Source organism: Brevundimonas sp., from assembly GCF_044336875.1.
Lineage (GTDB): Bacteria > Pseudomonadota > Alphaproteobacteria > Caulobacterales > Caulobacteraceae > Brevundimonas.
This window is the reverse complement of sequence record NZ_JBIIOP010000017.1, coordinates 17,142-35,756: the sequence shown is the minus strand read 5'-3', so window position 1 is coordinate 35,756 and position 18,615 is coordinate 17,142. Positions and strand designations below refer to the sequence as shown.

Sequence of the window (18,615 nt, the reverse complement as noted above, 5' to 3'; positions counted from 1 at the left end):
ACCGCCGTTCCGCCCCCGACGGGCAGGGCGGCGGTTCCCCGCCTGACCATCGGCGGTCATGGAACGGCCCGGCAGGGTTCGACGCTCGTCAGCGAGGACGAGAATCCGTTCGTCGCAGTCTGGAGCGATACGCGGGCGCTGACGCCTGATCTTGATCGGTCGTCGTCGCTCTCGGATCCTGCTCACCAGATATAGAGCAGTTCCATCTGGTACGACTGCATGTCGTCCTGACCGACCGCCTTGTAGCCGTCCGAGGTCAAAAGCGGGCTGATCGAGCCCTGCAGCGACACATGTTTGTCGAGCGCGTAGCGGGCGTTCAATCCCGGCATGACGCCGATGAACCGAGCGTCGGTCTTGCGATTGTTGACTGCGGTCGAGTAGCCGAGGGCGTAGCCGTCCTCGATCGAATAGCGCCAGAAGGCGCGCAGGGACGCGCCTATTTCCAGCTTCTCGGTCAGGTCGAAGCTGAATCCGCCGCCCACATCCACAAAGTTGGTGAAGCCGAGGGAGTTGGCGAAATTGGCGTGACGCTGGACGCCGTACAGGGGGTCGAAGGTGCGGATGACGTCACCTTCGCGCGATCCGCCGGAGGCCACGTCGGAGACGAGACTCAGGGTCAGGTTCCGCGGCGCGTCGGGCACGACGTAGCGCAGGCTGCTGATCATGGACCAGGCTTCGATCTCGCGCGGACCGACGTCTCCGGTCTGCAGAATCCAGTTGGTGTCGATCTGTGCGCCATAGGCCTGCCCATGCAGCCGCACCCCGAAGAAGTTGCTGTCTGCAATGCTCGTCGTGCGGAGAAGTGGGCTCTCCTCGTCGCGATAGCCGACATAATAGGCGTCGAAGTTGAGAGCGGTGTCGGTGGTGCGCGGCAGGGCGAAGGCGGCATAGGCGCCCCAGATCGCCGTGGTGTCGTCGGTCGTGTCGTCGAAGGCGCCGCGTTCGTGGATCAGGGGGCGATAGGCGAAGGCGTCGAACCGGAAGGTCTTGGCGGCGTAATAGGCCCGCACCCCGTCGAAATTGCGCTGGATGTTGTGGATCGCCTGGGCGGAGACGAGCGGACCTGAGCCGAGGTGGGTCTGCTGACGGCCCACGATCACACCGGCGCGTCCACCCTCGACGGCATGGCTGTATTCGACGAAGGCCTGTCCGAGCTCCGCCGCATTCTGCTGGCGGCCGAAGATCGGGGACTTGTAGTTGTCGCCGGTCACCTGGCCGCTGACGATCTGACCGAAGACACGCAGGTTTTCGCCGAGGTGCAGATCCGCGCCATATTGGTGGCGGAACTGGTAGGACAGGACGCTGTTGGTCGGGGCGACGCCGATCGACGGGCGGTCGAAGGCCTGCATCAGCATTCGCTCTTCGCCGGAAAATGTGACCCAGATCCGGCCGTCGCCCGTCAGCGCGACATGTTTGGCGCGCTCCTGCCAGGGGGCGTCGGCGGCTGCGGGGCGTGGAAAACTGTCATTCGAGCGGATGTTCTGGAATCCGCCGGCGCGGCCGCCCTTGTGCTGGGCCGGGGGCAGGGCGCGCGCCGTTGCTGCGGCGCGGGGGGGCGCTCCATCGGCGGCGGCGGTGTCTGTCGACGCGGACGTGGTGGGGGAGGCGGTGTCGGGAAGGGTCTGGGCTTCCGCCTGGTCGAAAGGCGCGGCCGAGAGGCAGACGGCGGAGGCCAGGCTTCCGAATCCGGAGGCGTACATCGAGCGCCGAGAGGCGCGCTTCGGAGTCTTCATCATTAAGGTCCCCTCCCCAGGGCAGCGACGGTTTATCGCTATAATTTAGCGTTAAACTACGCTATGGGCCTGACCCCAGTCAACGGGTGCGGCGTCGAGCGGCGCCGCCTCATGACCGGAATCACACGCCGGCGCGTCCGGCCGGGGGCGGCCCTTCGAGGGTCGCCGTTTCTATTTGCGCCTGCGCGATGCGCCGGCCCCCACGGAGAAGACAAGATGGCGGCGCCGTCCGACGAACTCAGAGCCGCGAGGACGATTCTGGGCTGGGATGAAGGTCAGATGGCGCGCGCGCTGCGTCTCGCGGGCACGCCCGAGAAAGCGGCGGCGCGGGTCCGCGAAATGGAAACGGGGCGGCGCGCGATCAGCGGTCCCGTCCGTGTCGCGGTCGAGGCGTTTCTGAGCGGCTGGCGCCCGGGCGACTGGATGGCGTCCGCCTAGATCCGATTCGCCCGTCGGATGCCGCGCCTGGCGGAGGCGCTCGGCGATTGGAGCAGGGAGAGGCAAGACAGGCCGCTTCTCCAAGCCCGACAATCGGTTGGAAACGACGGATGACCAGATCAATGACCCCCAACCCGACGACGGCGCGACCTCAGCCGGCCCTGAGCCGTTCCCTGATTTTCGCCATGGCCCTGGCGGCCGGGACGGCGGTGGCGAACATCTATTACAACCAGCCGATGCTGGGGTTGATGGAGCGGGATCTGCCCGGCGAGGCGACGCGGTTCGTGCCGACGGCGACCCAGCTGGGGTACGCCCTGGGCCTGTTCCTCCTGTTGCCTCTGGGCGATCTGGTCGAGCGTCGGCGGCTGATCGTGATCCAGTTCGCGGTCCTGGCCCTGGCCCTGGCGGCGACGGCGGTGGCGCCGGGGGCGGGCCTGGTGATCGCGGCCTCGCTGGTGGTCGGGGTGACGGCGACGGTGGCGCAGCAGATCGTGCCTTTGGCGGCCCATCTTGCGGCGCCGGAGAAGCGCGGCGCCGTGGTCGGGACGGTGATGTCCGGCGTCCTGTGCGGCATTCTGCTGAGCCGGACCCTGGCCGGGTTCGTCGGCGAGCACGCGGGCTGGCGCGAGATGTTCTGGCTGGGCGCGCCCCTAGCCCTGGCGGCGGGCGGGCTGATGTGGCTCATGCTGCCGACCAGCCGGCCGGACAGTCCGCTGACCTATCCGGCCCTGATGCGGAGCCTGGTCGATCTGTGGCGGGAGTTTCCGGCCTTGAGGCTGGCGGCGGCGACCCAGGCCCTGCTGTTCGGCGCCTTCGCCGCCTTCTGGACCATACTGGCCCTGCGGCTGCAGGAGCCGCGCTTCGGCCTGGGGGCCGACGTGGCGGGCCTGTTCGGCGTGGTGGGGGCCATAGGGATCGTCGCGGCGCCGATCGCCGGACGGGTGGCGGACCGGCGTGGACCGCACGCCGTGATCGCCCTGGGGGCCGCGCTGACCCTGATTTCGTGGATTCTGTTCGGCGTCTGGACCTCGATCGCCGGTCTGGTGGTCGGGGTGGTCGTGCTGGACTTCGCGGTCCAGAGCGCCCTGGTCTCGAACCAGCACGTCGTCTACGCCCTGCGGCCCGAGGCGCGGGGGCGGCTGAACACCCTGTTCATGGGGGCGATGTTCCTGGGCGGCGCGGCGGGATCGGCCCTGGCGACCCTGGCCTGGGGGCGGGCGGGCTGGACCGGGGTGGTGGCCCTGGGCGTCGCGGCGGCGGCGGTCGCCACAATCCTGCAGGGCCGCAGCCTTCTGATCCGACGGCGATTGCCAGAGCCCGCACGCCTGTCCTAGTCAGGTGCGCGACGGCAGGGAGGCGCGTGTGACGGCGACGGAGACAGCAACCCCGGTGGTGATCGTGATCGACGACGATCCGATGGTGCGCCGCGCCCTTGATTCCCTGTTCCGCTCCATCGGTCTGGCTGTCCGGCTGCACGAGTCGGCGACGGCCTTTCTGGCGGATGAGCCGCCCGAGACGGTCAGTTGCATCGTCACCGATGTGCGGATGCCGGGCGTCAGCGGCCTGGACTTCCAGAAGGCCCTGACGGCCCAGGGTTCGACCACGCCGGTCATCCTGATCACGGGCCACGGCGACGTGCCCATGTCGGTCCGGGCGATGAAGGCCGGGGCGGTCGACTTCCTGACCAAACCCTTCCGCGACCAGGATCTGATCGACGCCGTCAACGAGGCGCTGGAACAGGACCGCCAGACCCGCGCCAGGGCCGACGAACGGGCCGGAGCCGAGGCGCGCTACGCCCAGCTGACCCCGCGCGAACGTCAGGTGATGGGCCTGGTCGTCAGTGGACTGATGAACAAGCAGGCGGCGGCCGAACTGGGGCTGAGCGAGGTCACGGTCAAGCTTCACAGGTCCAGCCTGATGCGCAAGCTGGCGGTCCATACGGTCGCCGATCTGGTGCGGCTGTCGCAGGCGCTGGAGCCGCAGGCCTAGACGACGGCGGCCGGCGCCGCTTCGAGCAGCGGCAGCACGATCGACAGCCGCGCGCCCGCGCCGGGTTCCGAGACGATGGCGATGGCGCCGTCATGGGCCTCTATGGTCGAGCGGCAGATGGCCAGGCCCAGGCCCATGCCTTCGGACTTGGTCGTGAAGAAGGGTTCGAAGGCGCGTTTGGCGCTGTCGGCGTCGAAGCCCGGGCCGTTGTCGATGATGTCGACGGTGACGCGTCCGTCGGACAGGCCTGTGCGCACCTCGATCCTGGGGCTGACGGTTGCGGCGGCGGTCATGGCCTGGGCGGCGTTGGTCACCAGATTGACCAGCACCTGCTGCAGCAGCACCCGGTCCGCGCGGACATGGGCCTCGGGCGCGGCGAGATCGGCGCGCAGGACGACGCCGGACCGTTCGAGATCGTGGGCGACCAGACGCAGCGCATCGCCGGCCAACTGATCGACGGCGATCCGCTCGGTCTCGGGGCGGGCGCGGCTGACCAGTTTGCGGACCCGTTTGACGACGCCGGTGGCGTGGCGAGTGGCGTCGAGCACGTCCGCCAGGGCCTCGCGCGTTTCGGCCAGGTCGGGCGGTTCGCGGTTCATCCAGCGCAGGGCCGCCTCGGACGAGGTCATGATGGCGGCGAGGGGCTGGTTCACCTCATGGGCTATGGAGGCCGACATCTCGCCCATGGCGGCGGCGCGCAGGGCCTGTTCGGCTTCGGCCTTGGCGTGGTCGAAGGCCCGTTGCAGGCGGCGGCGTTCGGCGATGTTCAGCACCACGGCCTGGACCCGACCGTCGTCGCCGTCGGGGACGGGCAGGGTGATGGCGACGATGATGGGGATCAGGTCGCCGCGCCGGTTCCGCACCTCGGTCTCGGCCTGGTAGTAGGGACGCCGCTCGTCGAAGGCGACCAGGAAGTCGACGAAGGTGCCTTCGCGCGCCGGCAGCAGTTCGTCCAGGCTGTTGAAGAAGGCGGCCTTGCTGTCCACGTCCATCAGCTTCAGCGCCGTCTCGTTGACGTCGGTGATCGGGATCAGGGTCCGGGCCTGGGCGACGAAGTCCGGGTTGCGGTTCAGCCAGTCGCGCAGGTCGCCTATGTCGCGCGCCTTCAGCTCGGTCAGGGCCGCGCGCAGCGGTCGGAAGTCGTGCTCCCAGATGCCGACCGCCAGGGTGTTGAAGATGTTGCGGTAACGGATCTCGCTGGCGCGCAGGGCGATCTCGACGTCCTTGCTGGCGGTGATGTCCGTATTGGTCTCCAGAACCACGGCGGGCCGGCCGGCGCGGGAGGCGGTCAGGCTCCAGCGGCTGAGAACGACCAGGCGGCTGCCGTCCTTGCGGCGATGGACCAGCTCCCCTTCCCACAGACCGTGCGCGCGCAGTTTTGCGTTGATCGTCTCCAGCGGCTCAGGGAATTCGGTCTGGAGAAGGCTGTGGGGAGCCTGGCCCGCCGCCTCGCGCCGGGTCCAGCCGTAGAGATGTTCCGCTCCGGAATTCCAGTACAGGATCGCGCCTTCGAGGCCGCGGGTGAAGATGGCGTCGTGGGTCACCTCCAGCAGGGCGGCCTGATCCTGCAGGGCCTGGCGGTCGCGCATCGCCTTGATGACCAGGAAGCCGGTGATGCTGACGGCGGCGACGCTGACGCAGTAGCGCAGCAGGGTGGCGAACTCGGGCGCGGGGCCGTGATCGAACAGCAGGCTGAAGGTGGTCATGATCAGCAGGCCGCCCAGCAGCAGCCGCAGTCCCCGCGACGTCAGCACGTCACCGAGCATCAGCAGGGGCACGACATAGAAGACGGCGACCGCGCTGATCAGCGGGGTGAAGGTGTCCAGCAGGAAGATGCCGACGATCAGGGCCGTGGCGCCGACGATCCGCAACCGACGCAGGGCCGCGCGTTGCGACGTCCGGTCGTGGTCCTGTTCCGTCACGATCACCGGTCGTCGTCTCCCTATCCCTTGGTATGGGCAGGCTAGGCAGGAGTTTGCGGCACGGCAACGCCGCCCGGGATGCAATGGCGAGAAACCCGCGCAGAGGTCCAAATTCCACCCCGCCCATGCAAGAGCGGCGCGGGCCGCGCGCCTAGCGTCAGGACAACGGAAAAGCCCCGGAAGGACCCGTCATGGACCGCCAAGCTCTCGAAACCCGCCGCCTCGCCCCGCTGCACACCCCGACCGGTCTCAGCAAGGAGGCGGTGCTGGACATCAGCGGCGCCCTGAACGGGCTGCTGGCCGACGTTTTCGCCCTGTATCTGAAGACCAAGAATTTTCACTGGCATATGTCGGGGCCGCACTTCCGCGACTACCACCTGATGCTGGACGATCAGGGCGACCAGATCATCGCCATGACCGATCCGATCGCCGAACGGGTTCGCAAGCTGGGCGGCACGACCTTGAGGTCGATCGGCCAGATCGCCCTGATGCAGAGGGTGCTCGACAATGATGCGCCCTACGTCGATCCGTTGGATATGCTGGCCGAGTTGCGTGACGACAACGCCGACCTGGTCCAGCGGATGCGCGCGGCCCATGTCGTCTGTGACGAACAGGGCGACATCGCCACCGCCAGCCTGCTGGAGAACTGGATCGACGAGACCGAACGGCGCGTCTGGTTCCTGTTCGAGACCGGTCGTCGCGGCAACGCCTGATCCCCATTGCCCCTCCAATGATCGGAGGGGCGGAAAGCCCAGTATGCAATCGCCTCCCATGATCGCGGTCGTCGACGACGACGGCATGGTCCGCGCCAGCCTGACCCGCCTGTTGCGGTCGATGGGGTTGCAGGCCCAGGCCTTCGCTTCGGCCGAGGCCTTTCTGGCCGCGCCGATGACGGGCGTGGACTGCGTCATCTCCGACATGCAGATGCCGGGGATGAACGGCCTGGCGCTGCAGCGCGAGATCGGGTTGGCGCGACCCGAATTGCCGGTCATCTTCATGACCGCCTTTCCCGACGCGGCGACACGGTCGCGGGCGATGGAGGCGGGGGCCGGCGGTTATCTTGAAAAACCCTGTTCCGCCGATGATCTTTCACGCTGCCTGGAGCGTGCGTTGAACCCCTGACGAGAGGCCGATCATGCGCTGTTCGCACCTGAAGACCATCAAGCGGGTCATGCCCGGTTCGGCCGGATGCGAGGAATGTCTGAAGACCGGCAGCTGGTGGGTGCATCTGCGCCTGTGCCGGGCGTGCGGCCATGTCGGCTGTTGCGACGACTCGCCGAACCGGCACGCGCGGGCGCATTTCCGCGCCACCGCCCATCCGATCATCGAGGGTTATGACCCGCCCGAAGGTTGGGGCTGGTGCTATGTCGACGAGGTCGAGGTGGATGTCGGCGGTCCGACCCCGCATCCGGGGCCGATCCCGCGCTTCTTCTGAATCTAATCTCGCCCCAGCGTCGCCAGCCAGGCGTGGATGGCCTGGACCACGACCGAGCCTTCGCCCACCCCCGCCGCCACCCGTTTGACCGAACCCGCGCGCACGTCCCCGACGGCGTAGATGCCCGGCCGCTTGGTCTGATAGGGCGAGGCGCCGGGCGTGTCTTCGGCCGGCATGGCGGTCAGGACGAAGCCGGCCTCGTCCAGCGGCAGGCAGTCCTCGACCCAGTCTGTGTTTGGTCGGGCGCCGATCATGACGAACAGGGCGTGGGCGGGGACATGGGTGGTCTTGCCCGTGCGGCGCTCGGTCCAGGTCACGCCGGACAACAGGCGCTCGCCCTCCAGCCCCGTCACCTCGCTGTGCGGATACAGGGTGATGCGCGGCGAACGGTGGATGCGCTGGACCAGATAGTCGGACATGGTCGCCGCCAGACCCTCGCCCCGCACCAGCATGTGGACGTGGCCGACGTGGCGGGACAGGTACATGGCCGCCTGGCCCGCCGAATTGCCGCCGCCGACCACGACAACGTCCAGGCCGCTGCACAGTTTGGCCTCCATGGCGGTGGCGGCGTAGTGGATGCCGTGGCCTTCGAACCGGTCGTAGTCGGGCACGTCCAGCTTGCGATAGCGAGCGCCGGTGGCGACCACCACGGCGCGGGCGCGGACGACCTGATCGTCCTCCAGCCGGACGGCGAACGGATGGGCGGCGCAGTCCAGGGCGACGGCGGCGCGGGACACGGCCATCCGCGTGCCGAACTTCTGGGCCTGGACCAGGGCGCGACCGGCCAGGGCCTGACCCGAGATGCCGGTGGGAAAGCCCAGATAATTTTCGATCTTGGAGCTGGTGCCGGCTTGGCCGCCGGGGGCCAGGACCTCGATCACCGCCGTCGACAGGCCTTCCGAGGCGCCATAGGTGGCGGCCGCCAGACCGGCGGGTCCGGCGCCGACCACGACCAGGTCCCAGACCTGGTCGGGATCAAAGGGTTCGGTCAGGCCCAGCCGGTCGGCCAGCAGCGGCAGGGGCGGATTGGACAGGACGGTCCGGTCCGGGGCGATCACGGCCGGCAGGGCCTCGGCCGTCACGCCGAACACCCGCATCAGATCCGCCGCAGCCGGATCCGCAGCCGGATCGACGGTGCGCAGCGGATAGGAGTTGCGGACGATGAACCGCTGCAGCCGCTGGACGTCGCCGTCGTTGGGGTCGCCGATCAGCACCACCCCCGCCTGGCCGTGATAGAGGAAGCCCATCCGCCGCAGGATGAAGGCGCGCATGATCAGTTCGCCTATGTCCGGTTCGGACGACATCAGGCGCGACAGGTCGTTGTGATGGACGCGGATCACCCGGCCGTCGCGCACGGCTCGCGCCTCGACCAGCAGGGCGCGTTCGGACACCTGATCCAGCTCGCCGGTGAACTGGCCCGCCTGGTGGACGACCAGGGTCTCGTCGGCGCCGGCGTCGTCCTGGCGCAGGATGGCGACCTCGCCCTCGACCACGACGAAGAAGTCGGCGCGACGGTCGCCCCGGCGGAACAGGATCTGTCCGGCGGCGGCCGCTTCTTCCTCGCCGTAGTTGCGGATCCGGCCCAGCATCTCGTCGCCCAGCCGGGGATAGACCTGGGCCGAACGGGCGTAGGGGTCGTCGGTGATCATGGGGTCGGCGGATGACATGGCGATCCTCCTGAAGGCGCGGCCGGCAGCATCGCCGGACCCGGCCTGTCAGGATTGAACCAAACCCGCGCCAACGCCACCCCATACCTAAGGTTAGGTCGGCTGGACCAAGTCCCTAGTCGACCGTCCCATGGCGTGATGGCGGGCGTCCGGCGCAACCGTCAGTCTGGCGGCAGGACAAGAGCCTGGAGGCGGACATGACCGACACGATCGCAACCTTCCATTCGAACACCACGTCGAGCCTGGAGGATCTGGGGCCGACGGCCTTGCGCCTCCTGGCCGAGGTGGACGAGGCGCTGGACCGCAACGCCGCCGCCGCCCGGCGCGGGCTGGAACAGCTGCAGCAATTGCTGCGCGGCCTGCCGGTCTGGTCGGGCGAGGGACTGGATCGTCGCATCGAGCCCGCGGTCGAGCCGGCGCGCGGCGGGCTGGCGCCCTGGCAGATGAAACAGGTGGCCGAGTTCGTCCGGGTCAATCTGGACGACCGGATCCAGGTCGAGGATCTGGCCCGGCGCGCCCGGCTGAGCCCCAGCCATTTCTGCCGCGCCTTCAAGGTCACGACCGGGGAGACGCCCCACGCCTATGTCATGCGTCGTCGGCTGGAGAAGGCCCAAGCCATGATGCTGGAGACCAACGAGAGCCTGTGCCAGATCGCCGACGCCTGCGGGCTGGCGGATCAGGCGCACCTGACCCGCCTGTTCCGCCGCCATCTGGACGTCACCCCGTTCCAGTGGCGCCGCACGCGCCGGATGGCGGCCTGAGGCTCAGTTCGCGGGGGCGATCAGGTGCCGGACCAGGGGCGGCCGGTCGCCGATGTGGAAGCGGCGGATCTGCTCCTGGGTCAGGCGGTCGTCGTGGGTGACCCTTTCGTGCTGGCGCAGATGCTCCAGCCAGCTGGGGACGACGAAGCTTTCGATCACCAGACCCGGCTGTTCCGCGTCCTCGAAGACGTTCCAGGTCAGGGCGCCGTCGCGCTTGCGCACGGCCTTGAAGGGCTGGATGGCCTTGACGAAGGCCGGGACTTGGGCCGGATCGATCCGATATTCGACCAAGATCATGACCGGGCCGCGATCGGCGGCGTGTTCGCCGGTCACCGTCGGTTCGGCCCAGTGGCCCGAGGGCGTCAGGTCCACAGCATTGGCGGCGGGCAGGCGGAACCGCAGGGCGATGCCTGTGGCCAGGACCAGGGCGACGGCGGCGACCGTCAGGGCCGTGGCGATGTCGGTCCGGCTGGCCAACCCGCCCCAGACGAGGCTGCCGACCGTCATGGCCCCCTGGAAGACCAGCAGATAGACGGCCAGGGCGCGGGCCTTGACCCAGGCGGGCACGGCCATCTGGGCGGCGACGTTCAGGGCCGACAGCATGGTGATCCAGGCCAGTCCGGCGACCACCATCACGGCGCCGGCGATCCAGGCGTTCGCCGCATGGGCCAGGGCCAGGGTGGCGGCGGCGAAGCCCAATGACGCCGCTACGGACAGGCGGTTGGCGCTGACGATCTTGCGCAGTTTCGACAGGACCACGGCGCCGACGACGGCGCCGAAGCCCATGGCGCCGAGCAGGGCGCCGTAGCCGGCGGCGTCCAGCCCCAGTTCGCGCCGACCGACCAGGGGCAGCAGGGCCCACAGGGCGCTGGAGAACAGGAAGAAGGCGATGGAGCGCAGCAGGACCAGCTGCAGCGCCGGGGCGTGGCGGGCGTAGCGGTAGCCGGCGCGCAGGGCGCCCAGGAAATGTTCGGGCGGCAGGGCGGCGACGCGCGGCTGGCGCTTCCAGGCGAACAGGACGCCCAGCACCGCCAGGATGGAGACGGCGTTCAACGTATAGACCGCCGTCGGTCCGGCCATGGCCACGATCACTCCGCCCAGGGCCGGGCCGATGGCGCGGGCGATATTGACGCCCAGACTGTTCAGGGCGACCGCGTCGGCCAGGGCCGGCTTCTCGACCAGTTCGGGCACGATGGCCTGGAAGGCCGGGGCGCTGAGCGCCGCGCCCAGACCCATGACGGCGGTCAGGGCCAGCAGGACCAGGGGCGTGGTCAGGCCCAGATGGGTGGAGGAGGCCAGGGCCGCCGCGCCGATCAGGATCAGCAGCTGGGAGACGATCAGCAGCTTGCGCCGGTCGACCACGTCGGCCAGCGCCCCGCCGGGCAGGGCGAACAGGAACATCGGCAGGGTGGTCGCCGCCTGGACCATGGCCACCCACAGGGGGCTGGGCGACAGGGAGGTCATCAGCCAGGACGAACCGACGTCGTTCATCCAGGTGCCGATGTTGGAGACGATGGTGGCGATCCACAGGGCGCGGAACAGAGGCGTCGCCAGGGGCGCGCGCGGGGGCGTGGAGGCTGGGGCGGTCATCGGCGGCGGCTTTCGGCAAGTATGGCGGCCAGGATCAGCCCGCCGATCAGGCCCAGATTGGCGGTGAAGGCGTTCATGTCGTGGAAGCGGGCCATCGGGTCGGCCAGGGTCCAGAAGGCGTGACCGACCAGATTGGCCAGGGCGGTGAAGACGCCCAGGGCGCCGGCGCCCAGCCAGGTCCAGCGGCCCAGGACGACGGCCAGCGATCCGCCGATCTGCAGCAGGATGATCACGACCGCAACCAGGGCGGCGGGCTGCAGACCGAAATGGGCGGCCTCGCCGACCGCCGAGGGGAAGTCGAACAGTTTCAGCACGCCGCTGATCCAGAAGGGCGAGGTCAGCAGGATGCGGCCGATCAGGGCGACGCCGGGGGCGTCGAGCACGGCGGCGATGGGGCGGGGAGAAGAGGTCGCGTTCATCATCACACCGCCCAGCAGGCGCAGCCCAGGGCGCCCCAGAAGGATTTGGCGTCGGCCGCCGGCGCCTGAAGCCGGGCGGTCGCCGCATGGTCGTGGCCGTGGACGCCGCAGGCGGTGGAGCAGCCGCAGCTGGCGGCGATGCTGGCGAAGAAACCGGTGCGTTCTGCACTTCCGCCTGGGGCCTTGGTCGAATGATAGCCGCCGAAGGTGCGGACCGGCGACCAGTCGGGCGTCGGCGGCGGGATCGGCGGGGCCTCGCGGGCGAAGTCGCCGGATCCCCAGACCACCTTGCCGCCCAGCAGGGTCAGGTCGCTCTCGATATGGACGATCTGATCCTCGGCGACCGAGAAATAGTCGCGGTCCAGCACGACCAGATCGGCCAGCCGCCCCTCGGCGATGACGCCCTTCTTGCCCTCCTCGTTGGAGAACCAGGTGTTGGCCTCGGTCCACAGGCGCAGGGCCGTCTCGCGGTCCTGACGCTGGGCGGCGGGGTACATGCGCAGGCCGCCCAGGCTGCGGCCCGTGACCAGCCAGCTCAGCGAGACCCAGGGATTGTAGGAGGCGACGCGGGTCGCGTCGGTGCCCGCCCCGACCGGCACGCCGGCCGCCAGCATCTTCGAGATCGGCGGGGTGTCGGCCATGGCCTCGACGCCGTAGCGTTCGGCGAAGTCCTCGGCCTGGTACATCATCCGGTGCTGCACGGCGATGCCGCCGCCCAGGGCCGCGATCCGGTCGATGTTCTTCTGGCTGACGGTCTCGGCGTGGTCGAAGAACCAGTGCAGGCCGTCGAAGGGAATGTCCTGATTGACCTTCTCGAACACGTCCAGGGCGCGGTCGATGGTCTCGTTGTAGGTGGCGTGCATCCGCCAGGGCCAGCGCTGCTCGACCAGCTGGCGCACGACCGGCTCCAGGTCGGTCTCCATGTTGGCGGGCATGTCGGGACGCGGCTGGCGGAAGTCCTCGAAATCGGCGGCCGAATAGACCAGCATCTCGCCGGCGCCGTTGTGGCGGTAATAGTCGTCGCCCTGGCCCGGCCGGACCTTGGTTCCCCAGGTCTTGAAGTCGTTCAGCTCTTCCTTCGGCTTCTGGGTGAAGAGGTTGTAGGCCAGACGCACGGTCAGCTGGCCGTCCTCGTGCAGCTTTTCGATGATCTCGTAGTCGTCAGGATAGTTCTGGAAGCCGCCGCCGGCGTCGATGACGCTGGTCACGCCCAGCCGGTTCAGCTCGCGCATGAAATGGCGGGTCGAGTTGAGCTGATACTCCTCGGGCAGTTTCGGACCCTTGGCCAGGGTCGAATACAGGATGGTGGCGTTGGGCTGGGCGATCAGCATGCCGGTCGGCTCGCCCGAGGCGTCGCGCTGGATCTCGCCGCCCGGCGGGTTCGGCGTGTCCTTGGTGTAGCCGACGGCGCGCAGGGCGGCGCGGTTCAGCAGGGCGCGGTCGTAGAGATGCAGGATGAAGACCGGCGTCTCGGGCGCGGCGGCGTTGATCTCGTCCAGGGTCGGCAGGCGTTTCTCGACGAACTGGTGGCGGGTGAAGCCGCCGACCACGCGCACCCACTGGGGCGGCGGGGTGTTTTCGGCCTGTTTGCGCAGCATGGCCATGGCGTCGGCCAGGCTGGGCACGCCGTCCCAGCGCAGCTCCATATTGTAGTTCAGGCCGCCGCGGATGACGTGGGTGTGGCTGTCGATCAGGCCCGGCACCACGCGACGGCCGCCCAGGTCGATGATCTTGGTCTGAGGCCCGGCGGTGGGGATGATCTCGCGCGCCGAACCGACGGCCGAGAAGACTCCGTCCCTGACCGCCACCGCGTCGGCGTTCGGATTGGATCGGTCCAGGGTGGTGAAGCGGCCGCCGTGCAGGATCAGGTCGGGGGCTTGGCTCGCGTCGGGGGTCATCGAAGGGCTCCGGGTGAAGGCGGCGGCGGGCGCGAGCCCCATTCCGTTCAGGGTCAGGGCGCCGAGGGCGGTCATGGCGGTGCGGCGGGTCTGGGTCATTGCGGCGCTTCCGTCTTGGATGGGACGACCGCGACGGCCGGCGGGTTCAGGTGGCGCCGAACCGATTGCACGCCCTGTTCGCCGAGCAATATGCCCAGCAACCCCAGCAGGGCGACATAGGGCGGCGCCGGCGAGCGAACATTCAGCAAACCATAGAGGGCGCCGACGAGCAGGCCGACGGCCAAGGCGATGATCAGGGGTTTCATTGCGAGCGGTCTCCATCGGCAAGAGGGCCGGCCGGTCTCTCGACCGGCCGCATAGGGCTCAGCCTTCGCGGGCGTGTTCGCCCAGCATGGCGCGGGCGTATTGCAGGCCGACGCCATAGGCGCCGCCGAACTGGAGCGCCGCTGCAGTGGTGGTGTCGTAGGTCTCGCCGCGCGCCCAGTCGCGTTGCAGCTCGAGCAGATACTGCAGCGAGGTGATGGGTTGGGCGCCCGCCTGGATCATGCGCTGAACGGCGCGCTCGTGCGCCTCGACAGAGACGTCGCCGGAGGCGTCGGTGATGACGAAGACCTCAAAGCCCTGGTCGAGCGCGGAAAGCGTGGGGCCCACAATGCAGACCGAGGTCCACAGGCCGGCGATGACGATGCGCGACCGGCCCGAGCGATTGACCGCGTCGGTCACCTGGGCGTCTTCCCAGGCGTTCATCGTGGTCCGGTCATAGACCGGCTCATCGGGGAAGGCGGCCTTGATCTCGCTGAACAGTGGCCCGGAGAACGACTTCTCGGCGACCGTGGTCAGGATGGCGGGAACCTGGAAGTCACGTGCGGCGGCCGAGATCAGGGCGGTGTTGTTGCGCAGGATCGCGATGTCGATCGAGGCGGTGGCGAACGTCATCTGCGACTGGTGATCGACCAGGAGCAGCGTGTGGTCGGTCGGGCTCAGCAAGCCTTTTCCGGCGGTCGGGGTGGCGGTGACGGTCATGGGGCGGCCTTTCTGTCTGCCGCGGCGCGGCGTGTCGGTAAGCAGATGGTGCCGCGCTTTCAGGTCCGTCGATATGGAAACGATGTAAACTCACGGTTTCCATATATGGCGTTTGCGAGCCGCGAGCGCGCGGCGGCTCAGGCCACGATAGGGCCGGGCCATGGGCGGATTCGTCGATCAGGCTATGGGGCCTGGGGAGGGGCGCGCGACGGCGACCGTCCGGCGCCGGAAAAATCGGTCCGCGCTCAAGGCGTCGCGGGACCTACCTTGTCCGAGACAAAGTCCGCCGCGTCGCGACAGGTCAGGCGCGCGTCATGAAACATGGTGCAGACGCTCGGCCTCTACGCCCTGTCAAAGGGGGCGCTGGACAGGTCCTGGCTCAGGCCCGGCGGCTGATGGGCGAGATCAGTTGATCGCTGATCGGGGTACGGAAATGAGGGTGACGCCCTCGTACTGGCCGACCACACGCCCGATCGACGAGACGCGCGGATCCTGCATGGCGTCTGCGGGACAGCCCAGCAGGTCGGCGCTGTCATCCAGAAGTTCGGATGTGGCGAAGGTTTCGCCCAGCAGCCTGCAGGGGCCGCCCGGATAGGGATAGCCCTCGCCCATGATCTTCAGACCTTCGGGGTAGACGAAGGCCGGTTCACGGGACGGCGCGGTCGCGCAGGCCGACAACAGGCTCAGGCCCACGAAAGCGATCACTCGGCGCATCTGAACACTCCATCTGAAGAGGGTTCGGCGACCTTGGCCGATGACGGCGTCACCGTCGAGTACTGATGCTCTACAAGCATCCGAAGGCGTCCTCCAATATGGCCAAGGCGCGCCTCAATCATCGCCAGGCTCGACGCCGGCGGCGGATTTCAGCGGGAGGCTCAGGCCGGCGACGACGAGGACGACCTCGGCGACCAAGCCGGCCAGGCGCTGGTGAAGCCGTCCGGCATGGTCGCGGAACTCGCGCGCCAGTCGGTTGTCGGGCACGATGCCCCAGCCCACCTCGTTGGACACAAGAAACAATCGGGCGGGGCAGGCGACGACGGCGGCGCACAGAGCCTGTGTCTCGGCTGCGATGTCCAGATCCGCCGCCATGGCGTTGCTCAGCCACAGGGTCAGGCAATCGACCACGGCGACGTCGCCCGGCTCCAGGGCGCCGATGGCCTGGATCAGATCATGCGGCGCCTCGACGGTGGTCCACCCCGGGTGACGCTCCGCCCGGTGATGCGCGATCCGGTCGCGCATCTCGTCGTCGAAGGCCTGCGCGGTGGCGATCATGACCAAGCGCAGATCGCCCTTCGCCGCCAGGGCCTCGGCCCGCGCCAGGGCATGGGCCGTCTTGCCCGAACGGGCGCCGCCGAGAACCAGGGTGGCCATTGAAAACACGCTCCATTGCCTGCAGCCACGCTATGACTTATTGGCCGCGTCGCGACAGGTTCCCCAGCAATGGGGATTAATAGGGAACTCAGGTGCAAGACCTGGGCTGCCCACGCAACTGTAAGCGGCGAGCCCGCGGACCACTAGCCACTGGGTCTCGACGACGGAAGTCGAAGAACCTGGGAAGGCGGCCCGCACCGGCGTCGACCCGCGAGCCAGGAGACCTGCCCGTCGTGGTCGTCCTTCGCGCGGACGTGGTGTGCCGGGCGGAACGGGGAGTATCCCGAATGACGACGTCTGTTGGGCCGCGTTCGCGCGCGGTCGCGACGGGGCGCGTCCATGTCCCTTTGCGACGTCGTGCGGCCGGTCCTTTGTCGAGCCAGGGATAGGACCCGCCATGAGACCCGAACTTTATCTGAGCGCCGCCACGGCTGCGCTGCTGCTGACCGCCACCGGCGCTCTCGCCGAGACGGCGACGCCCGTCGATCAGACCGATCCCGCCCTGCTGGGCGACGTGATCGTCACCGCCAACCGGTCGGCCCAGGCCGCCGACCGCGTCGGCCAGTCGGTCACCGTCCTGACGACGGCCGACATCCAGTCCAGCCAGACCATCGCCGTCGCCGACCTGCTGGTCCGCACGCCGGGCGTCAGCCTGTCGAGCAACGGCGGGATCGGGACGACCACCTCGCTGCGCATTCGCGGCGCCGAGGCGGACCAGACCGTCTATGTCATCGACGGCGTCAAGCTGAACGACCCGTCGGCGACCGGATCCGGCTACAACCCCGGCAATCTGCTGGTCGGCGACATCGCCCGGATCGAGGTGCTGCGCGGCGCCCAGTCCACCCTGTGGGGCAGCCAGGCCATCGGCGGCGTGATCAATATCCAGACAGCCCGGCCCAAGCGCCCGCTGGAAGCCTCGCTGGACGCCGAGGTCGGCGAACGCGGAACCCAGTATCTGCGCGGCGGTGTCGGCGGCGCGGGCGAACGCGCCGTCTGGCGTCTGGCCGCCTCGCACTTCACCACCGACGGCTTCTCGACCTATGCGCGCGGGACCGAGAAGGACGGCTACGAGAACACCGGCGTCAGCGGCAGCCTGAACCTGAAGCTGACCGAGAACGCCTCGCTGGACCTGCGCTCGGTCTATTCCGACGGGCGCGTCGACATCGACGGCTTCCCGGCGCCGACCTACGCCTTCGGCGACACTCGTGAGTATTCCGAGACCAAGGATCTGGTCGCCTACGCCGGCCTGAATTTCGGCCTGTTCGACAACCGTCTGAGCAACCGGATCGGTTATGGCTACACCCGCACGGACCGCCAGAACTTCAACCCCGAGCAACCCGTCACCACCCTGACCTTCGACGCCCAGGGCAAGAACGAACGCTACGAGTATCAGGGCGTGTTCGACATCCGCAAGGGCTGGACCGCCACCTTCGGCGCCGAGCACGAGAAGAGCGAGTTCCGCTCCGCCTCGCCGGCCGACTACGATCCCAATCCGATCCCGGCGATAGGCACGGCCGACATCGACGGCGCCTACCTGCAGGTTCAGGGCGAGGTCATCGACGGTCTGACCCTGACCGGCGGCGTGCGTCGCGACGAGCACGACACCTTCGGCGGCAAGACCCTGTTCCAGGCCGCCGCCGCCTGGGCGCTCAACGACGGCGCCACCGTGCTGCGCGCCAGCTTCGGCCAAGGGTTCAAGGCGCCGAGCCTGTATCAGCTCTACAGCGAATACGGGAACACGGGTCTTAAGGCGGAAGAGGCCGACGCCTGGGACGCGGGCGTCGAACAGCACTTGTTCGATAATCGCCTGGTGGTTTCGGCGACCTATTTCGACCGGGATACGACCAACCAGATCGATTATGTCTCCTGCTCCGGCACGGAGACGCCGACGACCGTTCCGCTGTGCTTCGTGGATGGCGTGCCGCGCTACGGCTATTACGACAACACCGCTCGCACGCGGGCCAAGGGCGTCGAACTGGCGGCCGCCGCTTCGTTGGGCCCGGTCGAGGTGCAGGCCAACTACACCTATACGGATGCGGTCAACGAGTCGGCCGGCATCTACTTCGGCAAGCGCCTGGCGCGTCGTCCGGAAGAGACGGCGAACCTGTCGGCCACCTATGTCTGGCCGTTCCGCCTGTCGACGACGGTGGCGGTGCAGTATGCGGGCGAAAGTTTCAACGACGCCGCCAACGCCACGCGTCTGGAGCCCTACACCCTGGTCGATCTGCGCGCCTCCTACCCGATTAACGAGATGCTGGAGGTCTATGGCCGCGTCGAGAATATCGGCGACGAACACTATGAGACGACGCGCGACTACGGGGTCGCCGGTCGCGGCGCCTTCGTCGGTGTGCGCGCGCGCTTCTAGGGCG

General features: G+C 68.6%; 18 protein-coding genes and 1 riboswitch. Of the genes, 8 read left to right on the top strand and 10 right to left on the bottom strand.

Translation table 11 applies throughout. From position 1 onward, the window contains the following. Positions 1–182 precede the first annotated feature (182 nt). A complete protein-coding gene (locus tag ACIQ1T_RS15720; RefSeq protein WP_395945492.1) occupies positions 183–1,736 on the bottom strand; it encodes an alginate export family protein in 1,554 nt (517 codons plus the stop codon). Between the two features lie 213 nt (positions 1,737–1,949). Between ACIQ1T_RS15720 and ACIQ1T_RS15715 the strand changes: the two genes are divergently transcribed. The 3 genes from ACIQ1T_RS15715 to ACIQ1T_RS15705 all read left to right on the top strand — a co-directional run bounded on the left by ACIQ1T_RS15715 (position 1,950) and on the right by ACIQ1T_RS15705 (position 4,160). Beyond that, positions 1,950–2,171, top strand: coding sequence for a hypothetical protein (locus ACIQ1T_RS15715; RefSeq protein WP_395945491.1), 222 nt, complete (start codon positions 1,950–1,952; stop codon positions 2,169–2,171). 110 nt (positions 2,172–2,281) lie between these two features. Beyond that, the gene (locus ACIQ1T_RS15710; RefSeq protein WP_395945490.1) at positions 2,282–3,505 is read left to right on the top strand and encodes an MFS transporter; all 1,224 of its coding nucleotides are present in this window, start codon (positions 2,282–2,284) and stop codon (positions 3,503–3,505) included. Positions 3,506–3,533: 28 nt separating this feature from the next. Beyond that, positions 3,534–4,160, top strand: coding sequence for a response regulator transcription factor (locus ACIQ1T_RS15705; RefSeq protein WP_395945489.1), 627 nt, complete (start codon positions 3,534–3,536; stop codon positions 4,158–4,160). Here ACIQ1T_RS15705 and ACIQ1T_RS15700 read toward each other — a convergent pair. Further along, on the bottom strand, positions 4,157–6,088 hold the full coding sequence (locus ACIQ1T_RS15700; protein WP_395945488.1) for an ATP-binding protein: 1,932 nt from the start codon (positions 6,086–6,088) through the stop codon (positions 4,157–4,159). The two genes, ACIQ1T_RS15705 and ACIQ1T_RS15700, sit on opposite strands and share 4 nt — an antisense overlap. Positions 6,089–6,273: 185 nt before the next feature. On the opposite strand from ACIQ1T_RS15700, the gene ACIQ1T_RS15695 reads away from it, so the two are divergent. From ACIQ1T_RS15695 to ACIQ1T_RS15685, 3 genes are read left to right on the top strand one after another with little or no spacing between them, the layout of a single operon-like run. Further along, entirely contained in the window at positions 6,274–6,795 is a 522-nt protein-coding gene (locus ACIQ1T_RS15695; RefSeq protein ID WP_395945487.1) for a Dps family protein, read from the top strand. Between the two features lie 43 nt (positions 6,796–6,838). Beyond that, positions 6,839–7,204 (top strand): response regulator transcription factor, encoded by a 366-nt coding sequence (locus tag ACIQ1T_RS15690; protein ID WP_395945486.1) that lies wholly within the window; start codon positions 6,839–6,841, stop codon positions 7,202–7,204. A 13-nt stretch (positions 7,205–7,217) separates the two neighbouring features. Next, positions 7,218–7,517, top strand: a complete 300-nt coding sequence (locus ACIQ1T_RS15685; RefSeq protein ID WP_395945485.1) for a UBP-type zinc finger domain-containing protein — start codon at positions 7,218–7,220, stop codon at positions 7,515–7,517. 2 nt (positions 7,518–7,519) lie between these two features. Here ACIQ1T_RS15685 and ACIQ1T_RS15680 read toward each other — a convergent pair whose 3' ends face one another. Beyond that, a complete protein-coding gene (locus ACIQ1T_RS15680) occupies positions 7,520–9,184 on the bottom strand; it encodes an FAD-dependent oxidoreductase (RefSeq protein ID WP_395945484.1) in 1,665 nt (554 codons plus the stop codon). A 197-nt stretch (positions 9,185–9,381) separates the two neighbouring features. On the opposite strand from ACIQ1T_RS15680, the gene ACIQ1T_RS15675 reads away from it, so the two are divergent. Continuing rightward, positions 9,382–9,945 (top strand): helix-turn-helix domain-containing protein, encoded by a 564-nt coding sequence (locus ACIQ1T_RS15675; RefSeq protein ID WP_395945483.1) that lies wholly within the window; start codon positions 9,382–9,384, stop codon positions 9,943–9,945. 3 nt (positions 9,946–9,948) lie between these two features. Here the strand turns inward: ACIQ1T_RS15675 and ACIQ1T_RS15670 are convergent, their stop codons facing one another. The 7 genes from ACIQ1T_RS15670 to cobU form a co-directional block, all read right to left on the bottom strand. Continuing rightward, positions 9,949–11,535 carry an MFS transporter gene (locus ACIQ1T_RS15670; RefSeq protein ID WP_395945482.1) on the bottom strand — a complete coding sequence of 529 codons (1,587 nt, stop codon included), beginning with the start codon at positions 11,533–11,535 and terminating at the stop codon, positions 9,949–9,951. Beyond that, entirely contained in the window at positions 11,532–11,957 is a 426-nt protein-coding gene (locus ACIQ1T_RS15665; RefSeq protein WP_395945481.1) for a DoxX family protein, read from the bottom strand. Before ACIQ1T_RS15665 ends, ACIQ1T_RS15670 begins: the two co-directional genes overlap by 4 nt. Next, positions 11,957–13,951 (bottom strand): amidohydrolase, encoded by a 1,995-nt coding sequence (locus tag ACIQ1T_RS15660; RefSeq protein WP_395945480.1) that lies wholly within the window; start codon positions 13,949–13,951, stop codon positions 11,957–11,959. The genes ACIQ1T_RS15665 and ACIQ1T_RS15660 overlap by 1 nt, the downstream gene beginning before the upstream one ends. After that, positions 13,948–14,157 (bottom strand): DUF1427 family protein, encoded by a 210-nt coding sequence (locus ACIQ1T_RS15655; protein ID WP_395945479.1) that lies wholly within the window; start codon positions 14,155–14,157, stop codon positions 13,948–13,950. Before ACIQ1T_RS15655 ends, ACIQ1T_RS15660 begins: the two co-directional genes overlap by 4 nt. A 58-nt stretch (positions 14,158–14,215) precedes the next feature. After that, a complete protein-coding gene (locus ACIQ1T_RS15650; protein ID WP_395945478.1) occupies positions 14,216–14,875 on the bottom strand; it encodes a hydrolase in 660 nt (219 codons plus the stop codon). A 405-nt stretch (positions 14,876–15,280) separates the two neighbouring features. Next, positions 15,281–15,589: a hypothetical protein gene (locus ACIQ1T_RS15645; RefSeq protein ID WP_395945477.1), complete on the bottom strand. Its 309-nt coding sequence runs from the start codon at positions 15,587–15,589 to the stop codon at positions 15,281–15,283. A 114-nt stretch (positions 15,590–15,703) separates the two neighbouring features. After that, on the bottom strand, positions 15,704–16,246 hold the full coding sequence (gene cobU, locus ACIQ1T_RS15640; protein ID WP_395945476.1) for a bifunctional adenosylcobinamide kinase/adenosylcobinamide-phosphate guanylyltransferase: 543 nt from the start codon (positions 16,244–16,246) through the stop codon (positions 15,704–15,706). 39 nt (positions 16,247–16,285) lie between these two features. Next, a riboswitch (cobalamin riboswitch) is annotated at positions 16,286–16,493 on the top strand. A gap of 150 nt (positions 16,494–16,643) precedes the next feature. Between cobU and ACIQ1T_RS15635 the strand changes: the two genes are divergently transcribed. Then, positions 16,644–18,611 carry a TonB-dependent receptor plug domain-containing protein gene (locus ACIQ1T_RS15635; RefSeq protein WP_395945475.1) on the top strand — a complete coding sequence of 656 codons (1,968 nt, stop codon included), beginning with the start codon at positions 16,644–16,646 and terminating at the stop codon, positions 18,609–18,611. The last annotated feature ends 4 nt before the right edge of the window (positions 18,612–18,615 follow it).

Excerpts from the sequence above, each read along its gene's own strand:
- ACIQ1T_RS15720 (WP_395945492.1), bottom strand. The coding sequence starts at position 1,736 with ATGATGAAGACTCCGAAGCGCGCCTCTCGGCGCTCGATGTACGCCTCC.
- ACIQ1T_RS15715 (WP_395945491.1), top strand. The coding sequence starts at position 1,950 with ATGGCGGCGCCGTCCGACGAACTCAGAGCCGCGAGGACGATTCTGGGC.
- ACIQ1T_RS15710 (WP_395945490.1), top strand. The coding sequence starts at position 2,282 with ATGACCAGATCAATGACCCCCAACCCGACGACGGCGCGACCTCAGCCG.
- ACIQ1T_RS15695 (WP_395945487.1), top strand. The coding sequence starts at position 6,274 with ATGGACCGCCAAGCTCTCGAAACCCGCCGCCTCGCCCCGCTGCACACC.
- ACIQ1T_RS15690 (WP_395945486.1), top strand. The coding sequence starts at position 6,839 with ATGCAATCGCCTCCCATGATCGCGGTCGTCGACGACGACGGCATGGTC.
- ACIQ1T_RS15685 (WP_395945485.1), top strand. The coding sequence starts at position 7,218 with ATGCGCTGTTCGCACCTGAAGACCATCAAGCGGGTCATGCCCGGTTCG.
- ACIQ1T_RS15680 (WP_395945484.1), bottom strand. The coding sequence starts at position 9,184 with ATGTCATCCGCCGACCCCATGATCACCGACGACCCCTACGCCCGTTCG.
- ACIQ1T_RS15675 (WP_395945483.1), top strand. The coding sequence starts at position 9,382 with ATGACCGACACGATCGCAACCTTCCATTCGAACACCACGTCGAGCCTG.
- ACIQ1T_RS15670 (WP_395945482.1), bottom strand. The coding sequence starts at position 11,535 with ATGACCGCCCCAGCCTCCACGCCCCCGCGCGCGCCCCTGGCGACGCCT.
- ACIQ1T_RS15665 (WP_395945481.1), bottom strand. The coding sequence starts at position 11,957 with ATGATGAACGCGACCTCTTCTCCCCGCCCCATCGCCGCCGTGCTCGAC.
- ACIQ1T_RS15660 (WP_395945480.1), bottom strand. The coding sequence starts at position 13,951 with ATGACCCAGACCCGCCGCACCGCCATGACCGCCCTCGGCGCCCTGACC.
- ACIQ1T_RS15655 (WP_395945479.1), bottom strand. The coding sequence starts at position 14,157 with ATGAAACCCCTGATCATCGCCTTGGCCGTCGGCCTGCTCGTCGGCGCC.
- ACIQ1T_RS15650 (WP_395945478.1), bottom strand. The coding sequence starts at position 14,875 with ATGACCGTCACCGCCACCCCGACCGCCGGAAAAGGCTTGCTGAGCCCG.
- ACIQ1T_RS15645 (WP_395945477.1), bottom strand. The coding sequence starts at position 15,589 with ATGCGCCGAGTGATCGCTTTCGTGGGCCTGAGCCTGTTGTCGGCCTGC.
- cobU (WP_395945476.1), bottom strand. The coding sequence starts at position 16,246 with ATGGCCACCCTGGTTCTCGGCGGCGCCCGTTCGGGCAAGACGGCCCAT.
- ACIQ1T_RS15635 (WP_395945475.1), top strand. The coding sequence starts at position 16,644 with ATGAGACCCGAACTTTATCTGAGCGCCGCCACGGCTGCGCTGCTGCTG.